Annotated in this window: 9 protein-coding genes; all 9 read left to right on the top strand. The window is 64.6% G+C overall.

The features are described 5' to 3' along the window. The first annotated feature begins 16 nt into the window (after positions 1-16). The gene (smc, locus tag ACVWWJ_RS15335; RefSeq protein ID WP_456968548.1) at positions 17-3,517 is read left to right on the top strand and encodes a chromosome segregation protein SMC; all 3,501 of its coding nucleotides are present in this window, start codon (positions 17-19) and stop codon (positions 3,515-3,517) included. A 22-nt stretch (positions 3,518-3,539) separates the two neighbouring features. Beyond that, positions 3,540-4,628, top strand: coding sequence for a cell division protein ZipA (gene zipA / locus ACVWWJ_RS15330; RefSeq protein WP_456968547.1), 1,089 nt, complete (start codon positions 3,540-3,542; stop codon positions 4,626-4,628). Further along, positions 4,628-5,266 carry an FMN-binding negative transcriptional regulator gene (locus ACVWWJ_RS15325; protein WP_456968546.1) on the top strand — a complete coding sequence of 213 codons (639 nt, stop codon included), beginning with the start codon at positions 4,628-4,630 and terminating at the stop codon, positions 5,264-5,266. Before zipA ends, ACVWWJ_RS15325 begins: the two co-directional genes overlap by 1 nt. 186 nt (positions 5,267-5,452) lie before the next feature. Next, positions 5,453-8,491 (top strand): maltotransferase domain-containing protein, encoded by a 3,039-nt coding sequence (locus ACVWWJ_RS15320; RefSeq protein WP_456968545.1) that lies wholly within the window; start codon positions 5,453-5,455, stop codon positions 8,489-8,491. Next, positions 8,448-8,726 (top strand): alpha-glucosidase C-terminal domain-containing protein, encoded by a 279-nt coding sequence (locus ACVWWJ_RS15315; RefSeq protein WP_456968544.1) that lies wholly within the window; start codon positions 8,448-8,450, stop codon positions 8,724-8,726. The genes ACVWWJ_RS15320 and ACVWWJ_RS15315 overlap by 44 nt, the downstream gene beginning before the upstream one ends. Before the next feature lie 3 nt (positions 8,727-8,729). Next, the gene (gene treS / locus ACVWWJ_RS15310) at positions 8,730-12,044 is read left to right on the top strand and encodes a maltose alpha-D-glucosyltransferase (protein ID WP_456968543.1); all 3,315 of its coding nucleotides are present in this window, start codon (positions 8,730-8,732) and stop codon (positions 12,042-12,044) included. Continuing rightward, the gene (gene glgB, locus ACVWWJ_RS15305; protein ID WP_456968542.1) at positions 12,041-14,227 is read left to right on the top strand and encodes a 1,4-alpha-glucan branching protein GlgB; all 2,187 of its coding nucleotides are present in this window, start codon (positions 12,041-12,043) and stop codon (positions 14,225-14,227) included. Before treS ends, glgB begins: the two co-directional genes overlap by 4 nt. An 11-nt stretch (positions 14,228-14,238) precedes the next feature. Then, complete coding sequence (gene glgX, locus ACVWWJ_RS15300) at positions 14,239-16,347, top strand: glycogen debranching protein GlgX (protein WP_456968541.1); 2,109 nt, start codon at positions 14,239-14,241, stop codon at positions 16,345-16,347. After that, positions 16,344-18,095: a malto-oligosyltrehalose trehalohydrolase gene (treZ, locus tag ACVWWJ_RS15295; RefSeq protein WP_456968540.1), complete on the top strand. Its 1,752-nt coding sequence runs from the start codon at positions 16,344-16,346 to the stop codon at positions 18,093-18,095. The genes glgX and treZ overlap by 4 nt, the downstream gene beginning before the upstream one ends. Position 18,096: the final 1 nt, after the last annotated feature.

Raw genomic sequence — 18,096 nt, 5'->3', positions numbered from 1 at the left:
CCCAACGGAAACCATAATGCGTCTGACCACGATCAAGCTGGCGGGATTCAAGTCGTTCGTCGACCCCACCACGCTGCACCTGCCCACCAATATGACCGGCGTCGTCGGCCCTAACGGCTGCGGCAAGTCGAACATCATCGATGCCATTCGCTGGGTCATGGGCGAGTCCGCGGCCAGCCGCCTGCGCGGCGATTCGCTCACCGACGTCATCTTCTCCGGCTCCAGCGCGCGCAAGCCGGTGGGCCAGGCCACGGTCGAGCTCATCTTCGACAACAGCGACGGCACCATCCAGGGCGAGTACGCGAGCTTCGCGGAAATCTCGGTCAAGCGCATCGTCAGCCGTGACGGCCAGTCGTCCTACCACCTCAACGGCGCGCGCTGCCGCCGCCGCGACATCACCGATCTGTTCCTCGGCACGGGCCTGGGCCCGCGCAGCTACTCGATCATCGAGCAGGGCATGATCAGCCAGATCATCGAGGCCGCGCCGGAAGAACTGCGCACCCACCTCGAGGAAGCGGCAGGCATCTCCAAGTACAAGGAGCGCCGCAAGGAAACCGAGAGCCGCATCAAGGCCACCCGGGAAAACCTCGACCGCGTGCGCGATGTGCGCGACGAAGTGGAGAAACAGCTCGACCATCTCAACCGTCAGGCCCGTGCGGCCGAGCGCTGGAAGGCGTTCAAGGAAGAGCACACCCGCCGCGAAGCCGAACTGCGCGCACTGGAATACCGCACGCTGCACCGCCAGCACGAAGGCGAAGGCTCCGGCCTGCGCGAGGCGGAGCTGGAAATCGACAAGCACCTCGCCGGCCAGCGCCAGATCGAGGCGCAGCTGGAGAGCGTTCGCGAGCGTCACCATGGCGCCACCGAGCACCTCAACCAGGTGCAGGGCGAGGTCTATAAGGTCGGTGCCGAGATCGCCCGCGTGGAGCAGCAGGTACGCCACAACCGCGACCTGAGCGAGCGCCTTACCCGTTCGCGCGCCGACACCGAGCGCGAGTTCGAGGAATTGCAGGGCCACATCACGGCAGACCGCGAGCAGGTAGAAACCCTGCGCATGGCGCTGGCCGAGGGCGAGCCGAAGCTCGAAGCCCTGCAGCAGATCCAGGATGAAACCGGGGAGGCGCAGCGCGCCACCGAAACCAAGCTGGCCGACTGGCAACAACGTTGGGACGCGCATACGCGCGGCGCGTCGGAATCGAGCCGTGCCGCCGAAGTCGAGCGGACCAAGCTGGCCTACCTCGATCGCCAGAGTGTCGACCTTTCCCGCCGTAAAGAAGCCCTGGAAACCGAACAGCGTGCGACGGATGTCGCGGCACTCGACGCCGCCTCCGAACAGCTCGACATCGAACACGACACCCAGCGTGAGCGCGTCGAAACGCTCGGTGGCGTGCTCGACCAACACAAGGTCTCGTACGAGCGCGTGCTCGACGAAGAGCGCCAGGTGCAGTCCTCGCTCAACGAAGCACGCCAGCAGCTACAGACCGCGCGTGGCCGCCAGGCCTCTCTCGAAGCCTTGCAGAGCTCGGCCCTCGGCCAGGAAGAGACCGCCGCGAGTGGTTGGCTTTCTCGTCTCGGCCTCGATCGCTCGCGTCGCCTCGGCGAGTCGCTGCAGGTCGATGCCGGTTACGAATCCGCGGTGGAAACCGTGCTCGCCGGTGTCCTCGACGGGGTGCTCGTTGACTCCATCGCTGCGCTGGCCGCCGAATTCGAGGCACTCGGCCAGGCCGATGTCGCGCTGTTCGCGAAAGAGCAGGGCGGCCCAGGTGCAGCCGGTACGCTGGCAGCCTACGTTCGCGGCCCGGTCGCCGCCATGGCGTTGCTGGGCAACGTCTTCATCGCGGACTCCGTAGAGGATGCTGCCGCGCGCGTCGGTTCGCTTTCGTCGCACCAGTCCGTAATCACCCGCGACGGCGCCTGGATGGGACCGGGTTGGGCTCGCGTATTGCGCGCCCAGGGCAACCAGGTCGGCGTGCTTGCCCGCGAGCGCGAGATCCGCCAGCTCGCCGAACAGATTGAAACGCTCGAAGGCTCCAGCGAAGAATGGACCGAACAGCTCGAAACCCTGCGTACGCGCAAGTTCGAGACCGAACGCCAGCGCGACGACGCCCAGCGCGATCTTTATGCCGCACACCGCCGTCTCTCGGAGTTGGCCGGCCAGTTGCAGAGCCATCGCGGCAAGATGGAAACCGCTCGTGCCCGCGCTGAAAAGGTTGGCGGCGAAATCAGCGTCATCCTCGAACAAGTCGATGAACTCGCCAGCCAGACGCGCGACGCACGTTCGCGGCTCGACGAAGCGGTTGGCCTCATGGGCGATCGCGAAGACGAGCGTCGTGGCCTCGAGAACGAGCGTCGCGAGTTGCTGGAAGCGCGCGAAGAAGCCCGCATCAATGCGCGTGAAGCCGCCGACCAGTCACATCAGCTCGCCCTGGGCATGGAGTCCAAGCGTGCTGCGCTGACCTCGCTCGAGCAGGCGCTTGCCCGCCTCGATACCCAGCTGCGCCAGGTCACCGCGCGTCGCGACGAGATCGACCAGCAGCTCGCTGCCGGGTCCGATCCGATCGCCGAACTCGAAGAAGAGCGCCAGACCTATCTCGACCAGCGCTTGCTGGTCGATAAGCAACTCGTCGAAGCGCGCCGCGCCCTCGAAGATTGCGACGCGGAATTCCGTCGTCTGGAGCAGGAGCGCCAGCGCACCGAGCACGTGCTCAACCAGGTGCGCGAAAGCGTCTCCGAAAAGCGCCTCGCTGCGCAGGCCCTGCAATTGCGCGCCGACCAGCTGGCCCAGGCGATCAAGGCTTCCGGCCTCGAACTGGAGGCCCTTCTCACCGAACTGGCCGAAGATGCCGAGCCCGACCACTGGCAGCGCCAGCTTGTCGATCTCGCGCAGAAGATCGCCCGCCTCGAGCCGGTCAACCTGGCGGCGATCCAGGAACACGCCGAGCAGTCGCAGCGCAAGGAATACCTCGATGCGCAGCTGGCCGATCTGGTCAGCGCCATGGAGACGCTGGAAGGGGCGATCAAGAAGATCGATCGCGAGACGCGCCAGCGCTTCAAGGAAACCTTCGACCGCGTGAATGCGGGCGTGCAGGAACTCTTTCCCCGCCTGTTCGGTGGTGGTCACGCCTATCTGGAACTCACCGGCGACGATCTCCTGGACACGGGCGTGGCGATCATGGCGCGGCCCCCGGGTAAGCGCGTGAGCAACATCACGCTGCTCTCCGGTGGCGAAAAAGCGCTTACCGCGGTGTCGCTGGTGTTTGCGATCTTCGGCCTGAATCCGGCGCCGTTCTGCCTGCTCGACGAGGTGGACGCACCACTGGATGAAGCCAACGTGGGTCGCTTCTCGGCCATGGTTCGTGAGATGAGCGAGAAGGTCCAGTTCATTTTTGTCAGCCACAACAAGGCCACCATGGAGGCCGCATACCAGCTGTGCGGCGTTACCATGCGCGAGCCGGGCGTTTCCCGTCTGGTCCAGGTCGACCTCGCCGAAGCGTCCAAGCTCGTCGGCGCGGCTTAAGCACTAAACAAGGAATCGAAGCATGAATCCCGCCATCGGCCTCGCCTGGAACCCCGCAGTAGGCATCCCGATGCTCTTCGTCGGCATTGTCGTCCTCGTGCTGATCTGGTTGTTCGGCCAGCCGCGCAAGGAGCAGCAGGGCCGCCGTAAGCCGGCGCCCGAAGCGCAGGAGCGCTCTCGCGAGCGGCGCGAGCCGGTGTTCAACGACGGGAGCGAAGAAGCCGGCGATATCGGCGGCGAATCGTTCAGTGCGCGCGACGACCGAGCGTACGACTCCCGTGACGATCGCGAATTCAGCGCCCGCGACGACGACGACGCCAACGACCCGTTGTTCCGGCCGTCGCCGAAGCAGGGCGAACTGGACGTGGACCTGCGCGCCGAGCTGGAGCGCCTGGGTACCTCGCTCTCCGGCGATCGGTCGGCCATTCGCCCGCCGGACGCACGTGACGAGCCGGTGTTGCCGCCGAGTTCGCAGCAGCACGCGCCGTCGCAGCGCGTCGAACCGCGCTTCGACCTGCCATTCGATCTTGATGACCCGGTTGCCGCCGCACCGGCGCCCGCGCCGGCACCTGCGCCCGCGCCAGTTCGGCCACCGGCCCCGGCACCCGCCGCGCCGCCCAAGGCCCCGCCGCGTTCGGACCTCGGCCGCCGCCCGTCGCATGCACCCGTGGAGCGTATCGTCAGCCTCTACGTGGTCGCGCGCGAAGGCAGCAAGTTCCACGGCTCCGACCTGGTGGTCGCCGCGGAGAAGGCCGGCCTCGAATTCGGTGACATGGGCATCTATCACCGCCTCGTCGACGGTCATCCGGAGCAGGGCCCCATCTTCAGCGTGGCCAACCTGACCAAGCCGGGTAACTTCGACATGGGCCGTATTGCCACGCTGCAGACTTCCGGCCTGTCGTTCTTCATGGCCCTTCCGGGTCCCGCGCCCGCGCTGGACGCCTGGGACGCCATGCTGCCGACCGCGCAGCGTCTGGCCGAACTGCTCGATGGCCTGGTTCTGGACGAGGAACGCAACGCACTCGGCCGCCAGCGTATCGCCCATATCCGCGACGAACTGCGTGGCTGGGATCGCGGCCACGAAGGCGAAGAGATCAAGTTCGGCCAGTAATGTATACGCCGAGGCACTTCGTCGAATCCCGACTGCCCGTGCTGCACGAGGCGATCCGCTCGATCGCCTTCGGTACCCTGGTCACGGCGGGCGAGGGCGGCATCGAGGCAAGCCACCTGCCGTTCGTGCTTGTCCCGGACGAGGGTCCTCTCGGCACGCTATACGCGCACCTGGCCCGGCCGAACAACCACGTGAGCCGCCACGGCGGTGAGGTGTTGTCGATCTTCGCTGGAGCGCAGGCGTACATCTCGCCGAATGGCTACCCCGGCAAGGCCACGCATCACCGCGAAGTGCCGACCTGGAACTACATCGCGATCCACGCGTATGGTCGAGCGGAAACCTATGACGACCCGGTGCGGTTGCGTGCGCATCTGGTCAGCCTGACCAACCAGTCGGAACACGCCGCCGCGCAGCCGGTGCCCTGGCAGGTCGACGACGCCCCCGATGACTACGTTGCGGCCAACCTCCGCGCCATCATCGGCATCCGCCTCCCGATCGACCGTATCGAAGGCAAATGGAAGCTCGGCCAGAACCGCCCCGTCGAAGATCGCCTCGGCGCCGCCGCGTTGCTCGCCGAGCGGCCGGGCGATGACGAGCAAGCGATCGCGCGCGCGATGCGCGACAGCACGAAGCCCTGAAAAGACGTTGTGGGAGCCGCTTCAGCGGCGAGCGGCCTTTCAGCTACCGTCGCAATAACCCACGTATTCACACTGCGGAAACACCCGTCTGCGTCACTGTGAATGCCTTCGCGTGTCCGGGTCTATTGGCACGACGCATACATCCGACCCGGCATGCTTGTTCCAACTCCAGAGGAACACGAGTACATGTCGGCAAGCATGCGTGCGCCCCTTTGTATCTATTACCTGCATCCGCTGCTCGCAGGGCCGATGACCGCCTGGAATCCCTGGATCGAGCATGCGGCCTCATTGGGCTTCCGGCAGCTCCTGATCGCGCCGCCGTTCGAAGCGTCGGCGTGCGGTGACGTTTTCGTCACGCGGGATTTCGATCGCCTGAACCCTGCATTGGCTGCTGATGGCGATGCCACGACGCGGCTGGGACAGATCGCCAAGGCCTGCCGAGCGCAGCACATGGAGTTGTGGCTCGATCTGCCGCTGGATGAACTCGCCTCCGATTCTCCGGTCCGCGCCGAGCATCCCGACTGGTTCCGGGCGATCGCGGCCGAGCACGGCACGCCGGATCCGCGCTGGACGCCCAGTGAGAGTGACAGCGCCCGCTGGCGCCTGAACGATCCGGCGGTAGCCGATGCTGCCACGACGTGGTGGATCGACCGGTTGCGCCGATGGGCCGCGGCAGGCGTCGCAGGCTTTCGCGTGATGCACCCGCAGCGGCTCCCTGCCGAGCTCTGGATGACCCTGATCGATGCCGTCCACGAGGCCACGCCCGATGTGGGTTTCCTGGCCTGGACGCCCGGGAGTACTCCGGAGGACCTGGTCGCCATGCGCGGTGCGGGCTTCGACGCCGTGGTGTCTTCGGCGAACTGGTGGGATTTTCGGGCTCCGTGGTACGCAGAGGAGGCGACCCGCCTGCAAGGGATAGCCCCGGCCCTGGCCTGCACGGAAGAACCTTTCGCCACGCGGTTGGGAGACGAACTGGGCGAAGAGAACCAGCTCGACCATGCGTACCGCCGTGCCATCGCGTTCGCGGCCACGTCCCCCGCGGGCTGGATGATGCCTGTCGGTTTCGAATACGCCGCGCATGATGCACTCGACGCACGACGTGGCACGGCGATCACTCCCGCCGACCTCGCCGCAGGCGCCACGATCGATGTCACGGGGACGGTGAAGGCGGCGAACGCCGCACTCGGCGAGCACGTCGCCGGTGGTCCCACCATTGTCACGCGAAAGGGCATCGCCGCTTTCCTCACCGTCGATGGCGCGGACCCGCGCACGGCAACACGCGCCACCCTTACGCTGGTAAACGCATCGCTCGATCGCGAGGCGCCCTTGTCCGCCGACGATGCACTGATCGGCGACGCCTCCCATTTTGGTCCCTGGACCACACCCGATGGCCGCAAGGTCTTCGACGAAGGCGATGGCGTGATCCTGCATCCCGGTGCCGTGCTGACGCTCACTGCCAGCGCTGGTGTCCCGGTGAAGCGCAAGATCGGCGCCTCTGCCCATAAGGAATTCATGCAGTCCGCTACGAAAGCTCCCCGCGTCATCATCGAAGCCGTCCAACCCATCGTGGACGGCGGTCGTTTTCCTGCCAAACGTATCGTCGGCCAGGCCATCGATGTCACGGCCGACATCTTCATGGACGGCCATGAAGTGCTCGCGGCGCGTCTGCGCTACCGGGCACTCGACGAGAAGGCATGGCGCGAAGTCGCGCTCGAACCCGTCAACAACGACATCCACACGGCGCGCTTCACGCCCACCCGCATCGGCCGCTATGAGTTCCAGATCGAGGCCTGGCGCGACCCGTTCGCGACGTATCGCCACGAGCTGGAGGTAAAGCACGAGGCGAAGGTATCGGTCTCCCTGGAGCTGGAAGAGGGCAGGCTGCTCGTCGAAGCACGCGCGAAGGACGCCTCCGGTGCGAAGGCGAAAGGTCTTCGCGCGCTGGCGATCGCCGTGGCCAGGGCAGAAGGCGACGACCGCCTGGAGATCCTGCTTGCGGACAGCACGCTGGAACTGATGACGGCGACGGATCCGCGTCTTCGTTCGACGTTGACCGAGTCGTTTCAGCTGGAAGTGGACCGTCGGGAGGCCGGGTTTGCGAGCTGGTACGAACTCTTCCCGCGTTCGATGACGGACGACAAGTCGAAGCACGGGACGTTCCGCAACACCATCGCGCGCCTCCCGGCGGTGCGTGACATGGGCTTCGACGTCCTGTACTTCCCGCCGATCCATCCGATCGGCACGGCGTTCCGCAAAGGACCGAACAACACGTTGACGCCGGGTCCGGACGATCCGGGCAGCCCCTATGCGATCGGCTCACCGGACGGCGGCCACACCGCTATTCATCCTCAGCTGGGCACGATCGAAGACTTTCGCGCCCTGCGTGACGCCGCTCATGAGCACGGTCTCGAGCTGGCCCTCGACTTCGCGATCCAGTGTTCGCAGGATCACCCCTGGCTGAAAGAGCATCCGGAGTGGTTCGACTGGCGCCCCGATGGCAGCATCCGCTACGCGGAGAACCCGCCGAAGAAGTACCAGGACATCGTCAACGTCGACTTCTATGCCGACGGCGCGGTGCCATCGCTCTGGCAGGCGCTCTGCGACGTGGTGTTGTTCTGGGCGAATGAAGGAATCCGTACGTTCCGTGTCGATAACCCGCACACGAAGCCGTTCCCGTTCTGGGAGTGGATGATTGCGCGGGTTCGTGCGAAGTATCCCGATGCGTTGTTCCTGTCCGAAGCATTCACCCGGCCCAAGCCGATGTATCGCCTGGCCAAGGTCGGCTTCAGCCAGTCGTATACGTACTTCACGTGGCGCAACTCGAAGCAGGAGTTCATCGACTACCTCACCGAGCTAACGACCACGCCGCCCGAAGGATTTCTTCCGTCCGAACTTCTTCGTCAATACGCCCGATATCGATCCCTATTTCCTGCAAACCTCCGGCCGTCCGGGCTTCCTTATCCGCGCCGCGCTGGCGACGACGCTCTCCGGGCTGTGGGGCATGTACTCCGGCTTCGAGATCTGCGAAGCGGCGCCCATGCCTGGCAAGGAGGAGTATCTCGACTCCGAGAAGTACGAGATACGCGTCCGCGATTTCAACGCCCCGGGCAACATCGTCGCCGAGATCACCCAGTTGAACGCGATCCGCCGCGCTCATCCGGCCCTGCAGAGTCACCTGGGCGTGCGTTTCCTGCCGGCGAACAACCCGCAGGTGCTGTTCTTTGAGAAACGTTCGGGCGATGACGTGGTCCTGGTGGCCATCAGCATGGATCCACACAACGCCCAGTCCGCCGACCTTTCCCTGCCGCTGGGTGACTGGGGCTATGCCTCCGACGCCCAGCTCGACATCCACGACCTTCTTCATAACCAACCCATCGCCTGGCGCGGCGCTAACCAGCAAGTGTGGCTCGGCCTCGGCCAGCCCTATGCGGTATGGCACGTGCGGCTACCCGGAGTCTGATCCATGGCTACACGTGCCAAAGCAAAAAAGCAGGCGGCTCCCGATTTCTCGAGCGATCCGCTCTGGTACAAGGACGCCATCATCTACCAGGTGCATTTGAAGTCGTATTTCGACTCCAATGACGATGGCGTGGGCGACTTCCAGGGCCTGATCGAGAAGCTCGATTACATCGCCGAACTGGGCGTGAATACCCTATGGTTGCTGCCGTTCTACCCGAGCCCGCGACGCGACGACGGTTACGACATCGCCGAGTACAAGGCGGTGCACGAGGACTACGGCAAGCTCGCCGACGTGAAGCGCTTCATTAACGAAGCGCACGCGCGCGGGCTGCGCGTGATCACCGAGCTGGTCATCAACCATACCTCGGACCAGCATCCGTGGTTCCAGCGCGCACGTGCGGCGAAGGCCGGTTCGGCGGCGCGTAACTTCTACGTCTGGTCGGATACCGACCAGGCCTACGATGGCACCCGCATCATCTTCCTCGACACCGAGAAGTCGAACTGGACCTGGGACCCGGTGGCCGGCCAGTACTTCTGGCATCGCTTTTTCTCTCACCAGCCCGATTTGAACTTCGATAACCCGGCTGTCCTGAAGGCCGTGCTCGACGTCATGCGTTTCTGGCTCGACATGGGTGTGGACGGGCTACGCCTGGACGCCGTGCCGTACCTGATCGAGCGGGAAGGGACGAACAACGAGAACCTTCCCGAAACGCACGACATCCTCAAAGTCATGCGTGCCGAGATCGACCAGCACTATCCCGATCGCATGCTGCTGGCTGAAGCCAACCAGTGGCCGGAAGACACCCAGGACTACTTCGGTAACGGCGACGAATGCCACATGGCCTTCCATTTCCCGCTGATGCCGCGCATGTACATGGCGATCGCGCGGGAAGACCGTTTCCCGATCACCGACATCATGCGGCAGACGCCGGCCATCCCGGAAAACTGCCAGTGGGCGATCTTCCTGCGTAACCACGACGAGCTGACGCTCGAGATGGTCACGGATAACGAGCGCGATTACCTGTGGCAGACCTACGCCGCCGACAAGCGTGCGCGCATCAATCTCGGCATCCGTCGTCGACTTGCGCCGCTGCTCGAGCGCGATCGTCGTCGCATCGAGTTGATGAATGCCTTGCTGTTGTCGATGCCAGGTACGCCAGTGCTCTACTACGGTGACGAAATCGGCATGGGCGATAACATCCACCTGGGTGACCGCGACGGTGTGCGTACGCCGATGCAGTGGTCGGTGGATCGCAACGGCGGTTTCTCCCGCGCCGATCCCGCCAGCCTCGTGCTGCCGCCGATCATGGATCCGCTCTACGGCTACCAGGCGATCAACGTCGAGGCGCAGTCGCGCGATCCTCATTCGCTGCTCAACTGGACACGACGCATGCTCGCCGTGCGCAAGCGCTACAAGGCGTTCGGTCGCGGCACGCTCAAGTTCCTTTATCCCGGCAACCGCAAGGTACTTGCCTACCTGCGCGAATTCGACGGCGAGCACGTGCTCTGCGTGGCCAATATGTCGCGATCGCTGCAGGCGGTCGAGCTGGACCTCGCCTCGTTCGATGGCCAGGTGCCGATCGAGATCATGGGTGGGTCGTCGTTCCCGCCGGTAGGGCAGTTGCCTTACCTGTTGACCGTTCCACCGTATGGTTTTTACGCCTTCCAGATCTGCCCGAATGCGCAGATGCCGGAATGGCACGAGATTCCCGCCGAGCCGCTGCCCGATTACGAGACCCTGGTCGTTCGCGGCGCACTCGTGGAAGGGCCGGTGATGGCTCACCATCGTGGCGTCATCGAAAAACAGGTCCTGCCGACCTATCTCAGCGTTCGCCGGTGGTCCGCGGCAAAGGATCGTGGCATCGAGTCCGTCAGGATTCTCTACGCGGTGCCCTGGCCGGATCGTGGCGACGACCTGGTCTTTACGGAAGTCGAGGCCACGCTCGCCGATGGCGGTACGGAGCGCTACAGCCTCCCGGTCGGCATTGTCTGGGAAGACGAAAGCCCGACGGCCCGCGCGCAGCAGCTCACGCTCGCCCGTGTTCGCCGTGGTCGCCGCATCGGCCTGCTGACGGATGGCTTCTCGCTGGAGGCCTTTGCCTCGGGCTTGCTCATCGGCCTGCGCAATGAGGTCGAGCTGCCGGTGAACAACGGCTTCGTGCGCTTCGAGCGGACGGACGCCTTCAACCCGGACGCGTTCTCCAGTGATGTCGAAAACCGCTGGATGACCGCCGAGCAGTCGAACAGCTCCATGATCCTGCACGACCAGGGCGTCCTGAAGCTGTTCCGCCGCACCTCCGCCGGCATCAACCCGGAAGTGGAGATGGGTCGCTTCCTCACCGAGAACGGTTACGCGAATACCTCGCCGCTGCTGGGCGAAGTGGTTCGCGTCGACGAGCACGGCGATCGCACGACCATCGCCGTACTCCAGGGCTTCCTGCGCAACCAGGGCGATGCCTGGCGCTGGACGCTGGACTTCCTGCGTCGCAGCTACGACGAATATAGCCACTCGAACGATGACGAGCGTCGCGCCGAGATCGAAGGCGGCTACGACGCTTTCGCAGCCGCCGTCGGTACCCGTCTGGGTGAGTTGCACGCGCTACTGGCGAAGCCGTCCGATTTCCCGGCGTTCGATCCGGAGCCGGCGACCGATACCGTGGCCAACACGTGGAGCGATAGCGTCCGCGAGCAGGTTCGTCGGGCCCTCGCGTCGCTGGACAAGGCATCTGAGGTCTCCGAAGCGGTGCATGGCGAGATCGAGGCGGTGCATGGCCTGGCGTCCACACTGGACAAACATATCGCCGAACTCTCGAAAGCAGGGAAGGGCGCGATACTGACCCGTACCCATGGCGACTTCCACCTGGGCCAGATCCTCGTGGTCCAGGACGATGCATACATCATCGATTTCGAAGGCGAGCCGGCGCGACCGCTCGAGGAGCGTCGCGGTAAGCACACGGCGCTTCGCGATGTCGCCGGTTTCCTGCGCTCGCTGCATTACGCCGCAGCGATGGCGCGCCGCGGTGAAGATGGCCTGGCACCGGTGGAAGACGAAGGTTTCGGCGAGTATCTCGCCCGCTTCCGCGAACGTTCCTCGAAGGTCTTCCTCGAAGCCTACCGCAGCGTGCTCGATGCCGCGCCGGTTCGTTGGGTGGACGCCAAGGCATTCGTGCCGCTGCTCGAACTCTTCATCATCGAAAAGGCCGCTTACGAGGTCAGCTACGAGGCCGCGAACCGACCCGCGTGGCTTGACGTCCCGTTACGCGGCCTGCTCCATGCCGCCCGCGGCGATACCGCCGCCGAACTGAAGGAGGGTACGTGACTGACGCACGTAGCTACGGACTGAACGACGCCGCTGGAGTCGCCGCGCTGGTGGAGGGTCGCCACGGCGATCCGTTCGCTTTGCTGGGCCCACACACAGTCGACGGTCGGCGTGTCGTGCGCACCTTGCAGCCCGGTGCCCTGGGCGTGGAACTGATCGACCCGTCGGGCCGACCGGTTGCCGAATTACGGCGGGTTCACGACGACGGGCTGTTCGCTGGCGTCGCCCCCGACGAGGCTGTATATCGTCTACGCGTGCGGTGGCCGGGCGCGAGCCACGATACGCACGATCCTTATGCGTTCGGCACGTTGCTGTCCGATGAGGATCTGGGCCGGATGGCCGACGGTACGCATGTCGAGCTCTTTCGTGTCCTCGGCGCACACCCGATCACGCTCGACGGCGTACATGGCGTGCGTTTCGCCGTGTGGGCTCCCAATGCAAAACGGGTCAGCGTCGTCGGTGACTTCGACAGTTGGGACGGTCGCCGGCATCCGATGCGCAAGCGCGTTCCCTCGGGCGTCTGGGAGCTTTTCGTGCCCGGCCTGCTCGCCGGCGCGCGCTACAAATACGAGATCTGGGGTGCGGACGGCTCGCTGACGCAGCGTGCGGACCCTGTCGCGCTCGCTGCGGAGCTGCCGCCGTCCACGGCATCCATCGTGGCCGATCCGACCGCCTTTCATTGGACGGACGGCGAGTGGTTGCGCAAGCGCGGCGCGCTGCACCACGCGGGATCACCGTTGTCGATCTACGAACTGCACGCCGGCTCCTGGCTGCGTGGCAAGGACAACGACGAGCTGCACTGGGACGAGATTGGCGAGCGCCTCATTCCGTATGTCTCGGGTATGGGCTTCACCCATATCGAGCTGCTGCCGATTTCGGAGCATCCGTTTGGCGGTTCGTGGGGTTACCAGCCGTTGGGCCAGTTCGCTCCCACGTCGCGATTCGGCACGCCGGAAGCCTTTGCGCGCTTCGTCGACCGTTGTCACGAAGCGGGCGTCGGCGTCATCGTCGACTGGGTTCCTGCGCACTTCCCGACGGACATTCACGGACTGGCGCATTTCGACGGCACGCCTTTGTACGAGCACGCGGATCCGCGCGAAGGATTTCATCAGGACTGGAACACCCTGATCTTCAATCTCGGCCGCAACGAGGTGTCGGGATTCCTGGTCGCCAGCGCGCTCGCGTGGCTGGAACGCTTCCATGTCGATGGTCTTCGTGTCGATGCGGTCGCCTCCATGCTTTACCGCGATTACAGCCGCAAGCACGGCGAGTGGGTGCCGAATAAATACGGCGGCCGCGAGAACCTGGAGTCGATTGATTTCCTGCGCCGGGTGAATCAGCTCGTCGCCGAGCGCCATCCGGACTGCATGACAATCGCCGAGGAATCCACGGCCTGGCCGGGTGTGACCCAGCCGGTGGACCAGGGCGGGCTCGGTTTCACCTTCAAGTGGAACATGGGCTGGATGCACGACTCACTCGATTACATGACCCACGATCCGATCCACCGTCGCTGGCACCATGGCGAGATGACCTTCAGCATGGTCTACGCGTACTCGGAGAAATTCGTGCTGCCGCTGTCGCATGACGAAGTGGTGCATGGCAAACGCTCGCTGCTGGGTCGCATGCCGGGTGACGAGTGGCAGAAATTCGCCAACCTGCGCGCTTACTACGGTTTCATGTGGGGCCACCCCGGCAAGAAGCTGCTGTTCACCGGTGGCGAAATTGCTCAGCCGCGCGAGTGGAACCACGATGCGCAGATCGCCTGGGAACTACTCGACCATCCCCTGCACCTGGGTGTGCAGAAGCTGGTCCGTGACCTCAACCACCTGTATGCCGCCACGCCGGCCCTGCACGTCTCGGATTCGGACCCCCACGGTTTCCGCTGGGTCATCGGCGACGGCGCGGAGCAGAGTGTCTTCGCCTGGTTGCGCATGACCGAGGGCGGGCGCACCGTCCTGGTGGTGAGCAACATGACCCCGACGCCAAGGCATGGCTTCCGCGTGGGCGTGCCCGAAGGTGGCCGCTGGCGTGAGGCGCTGAACTCCGACGCCGCCGAGTACGGCGGTTCGGGTGTCGGTAATGAGGGCGAGCGCCACACGCAGGCCGTACCTGCCCACGCCTTCGAACAGTCGCTCGTGCTCAGCCTGCCGCCGCTGTCCACGGTCATGTTCGTGGCCGACTGACGAGGATATCGATGCCTGCACTACCCGAACGCATGCAGTCCGGCTCGCCGTATCCCCTGGGTGCGACCTGCGACGGCATGGGTACCAATTTCGCGGTTTTCTCCGCCCACGCGGAGCGCATCGAACTGTGCCTGTTCGACCCCTCGGGCAAGCGCGAGATAGCGCGATACGACCTGCCGGAGTGCACCGATGAAACCTGGCACGGTTACCTGCCGCGGGTGCGTGGGGGAACGCTGTACGGGTTTCGTGCCTATGGGCCGTACCAGCCGGAAGAAGGGCACCGGTTCAATCCGAACAAGCTGTTGCTCGATCCGTACGCGCGCCTGCTCCACGGGCAGGTGCGCTGGTCGGATGCCCTGCATGGCTATCGCGTGTCGTCGCCGCGCGCTGATCTTTCCTTCGATCGGCGCGACAGCGCTGCCGCCATGCCGAAAGCCGTCGTCGTCGACGAGCCGATGCACTGGACCGGTGGCAACCGGCCGCATACGCCGTGGAACGAGACGATCATCTACGAGACGCACCTGCGTGGATTCACGCGCACGCTCAAACGAATCCGTCAGAATGAGCGCGGCACCTTCATTGCGCTGGCCGATCCTTACGTCATCGACTACCTGGTGAAGCTGGGGATCACGGCGGTGGAACTCCTGCCTGTGCATGCCTTCGTGCAGGATCGCCGCCTCACCGAGATGAAGCTGCGCAACTACTGGGGCTACAACACGCTGGCCTTTTTCGCCCCGGAACCGGGCTACATGGCCGAAGGTGCCCTCAACGAGATACGCGCCGCGGTGCAGGCACTCCACGCTGCCGGCATCGAGGTGATCCTCGACGTGGTTTACAACCACACCTGCGAGGGCAGCGAGCTGGGTACGACGATGTCGTTCCGCGGCCTGGACAACAAGAGCTACTACCGGCTGATGCCGGATAACCCCCGTTACTGCATCAACGATACGGGCACCGGCAACACAGTCAATACGGCCCACCCCCGGGTGATCCAGCTGGTGATGGATTCCTTGCGCTACTGGGTGCAGACCTTCCATATCGACGGCTTCCGTTTCGACCTCGGCGTCAGCCTGGGGCGCGAAGAACACGGCTTCGATCCCTGTTGCGGCCTGTTCGATGCCATGCGACAGGATCCCGTGCTGGCTAACGTGAAACTGATCTCGGAACCGTGGGACATCGGACCCGGAGGCTACCAGCTGGGTAATCATCCTCCCGGCTTCGCCGAATGGAACGGACAGTTCCGCGACGATATACGCAAGTTCTGGAAAGGCGATTCGAATATGCGTGGCGTCCTTGCCGGCCGGCTACAGGCCTCTGGCGAACTGTTCGATCACCAGCGGCGAAAACCCTGGGCCTCGGTGAATTTCATCACCGCCCACGATGGCTTCACACTGGAAGACCTGGTCAGCTACAACGACAAGCACAACGATGCCAACGGCGAAGAGAATCGCGACGGCGGCAACGACAACGAGAGCTATAACCACGGTGTCGAAGGCCCCACCGACGATCCCGCCATCACGGTGCAGCGCGATCGCGTCAAGCGCGCGATGTTGGCGACGATGTTTTTCTCGCATGGCACGCCCATGCTTCTTGGTGGGGACGAGTTCGGACGTACGCAGCAGGGCAACAACAATGCCTATTGCCAGGACAACGAACTGTCCTGGTACGACTGGAAGCTGGCCACATCGGAGGCGGGCAGGGAGCTGACCGATTTCGTGGCCCGGCTCTCCCGATTGCGCGAGCAGCATCCCACCCTGCGTGCCGCGCATTTTCTCCGGGGCGACACCGAAGTCGCGCCGGGCATGCGCGAGGTCGCCTGGTTCGACGAGAGCGGGGCGGAAATGACCCAGGCCACCTGGGGTTATACAGAAGGTCGTTTGCTCGCGTTGCGCCGCGCCCAGGCTTACGGCGAAAAGCGCGCCGACGTCACGCTCGTACTCATGAATGCCACTCCGGAAACTCACGTGTTTCACTTACCCGAGCCCATGGCTAACTGGCGCATGCGCTGCAATAGCGCCTCTCCCGCGGCGACCGAGGTGGCCTGGACGGACACGACCATCGCGGTCGCGGGACATAGCGTCATCCTGCTCGGCGCAATCGTCCGGACGGAGCCGGTATGACCGCCCGCTACGTGCATGCGATGCCCTACGGTGCCAAGGCGCTGGGGGATGGAAACACGCGCTTCCGGCTATGGGCGCCCGATCTGGAAGCGGTGTCCCTTGAGTGCGATACAGGGCATACCGCAACGATGCGATCGCTCGACGATGGCTGGTTCGAATGCATCTGTCCCGCCGAAGTCGGCGTCGGCTACCGCTTTCGCATCAACGATTCGCTGGCGGTGCCGGATCCGGCATCGCGTCGGCAGCGCGGCGGCGATGTCCATGGCTATAGCGTGGTCACCGATCCGCTTGCCTTTGAATGGCGCAACACGGCGTGGAATGGACGCCCCTGGCGCGAGGCCGTGGTCTATGAACTTCACGTGGGCGTTCTTGGCGGCTTCCACGGCGTCGAGATGATTCTTCCCCATCTCGCATCACTGGGCGTTACCGCCATCGAGCTCATGCCGATCGCCCAGTTTCCGGGTGAGCGCAACTGGGGGTACGACGGCGTGCTCCCCTATGCGCCAGCCGACGCATACGGTTCCCCGGAAGACCTCAAGGCGATGATCGACACCGCTCACGATCTCGGGTTGATGGTTTTTCTCGACGTCGTCTACAACCACTTTGGCCCCGATGGCAACTACCTCGGCGCGTATGCGTCGCGGTTCTTCGACGAAGGGGTGCACACCCCGTGGGGTGCTGCGATTGGTGTTTCGTCGCCGCAGGTCGGCGACTATTTCGTGCATAACGCGCTCTACTGGCTCCAGGAGTTCCGTTTCGACGGACTGCGTTTCGACGCGGTCCACGCGATCGGCAACCCTGGCTGGCTCGCCTCGCTGGCGAGTCGCGTCCACGCAGCCGTCGGGCCGGATCGCCACGTGCACCTGATCCTGGAGAACGAGGCAAACCAGGCGAACCTGCTTGGCCGTGGGCGTTTCGATGCCCAGTGGAACGACGACTTCCACAATGCACTGCATGTCTTGCTCACCGGCGAGGGTGAAGGCTATTACGCGCACTACCAGTCGCCGATGGACAAGCTCTTGCGCACGCTTCGCGAGGGCTTTGCCTACCAGGGCGAAATGATGGGCTCACGCCGTCGCGGCGAGCCGAGTGGGCACCTGGCGCCATCGCGCTTCGTCAATTTCCTGCAGAACCACGACCAGGTCGGCAATCGGGCTTTTGGCGATCGCCTGACCACCCTGATCGACAAGGAAACGATGGAAGCGGTGCTGACCCTGCTCCTGCTTGCGCCGTTCGTGCCCATGCTTTTCATGGGTGAGGAGTGGGCCAGCCGCACGCCCTTCCTGTACTTCACCGATTTCGCCGATGACGAGTTACGCGACGCCGTGCGCGACGGGCGCCGCAAGGAATTCGCCGAGTTCACCAGCTTTGGTGGCGAGGAAATTCCCGACCCGGGCGACTACGACACATTCACTGCGTCGATTCCGGAGCGTGACATCAACGACGGCGAGCATCGCCGCCTGTTCATTCGTGACTTGATCGCGCTACGCCACAAGTACGTCGCATCCTACATCGACGATGCGCGCAGCCTTGGTGCCGAGCCGCTCGGTGAGCGTGCCTTCCGGGTGTCTTGGTCGCTCGGCGGCCAGGCGCTCACCCTGTTCGTCAACGTCGGTGACACCGACGTCACCGTGGCGCATCCAGTATCGCCCTCGGCGGCGTGGCTGCACGGTGATGCCGCCGACATTGCCTCTGTATCGCGCGGCCTGCTTCCTGCACGTCGCACGCTTGCCTGCCTGGAGTCCTGAG

The sequence above is a fragment of the Luteibacter sp. HA06 genome (assembly GCF_054061215.1).
This window is presented reverse-complemented; position numbering and strand designations above follow the sequence as displayed.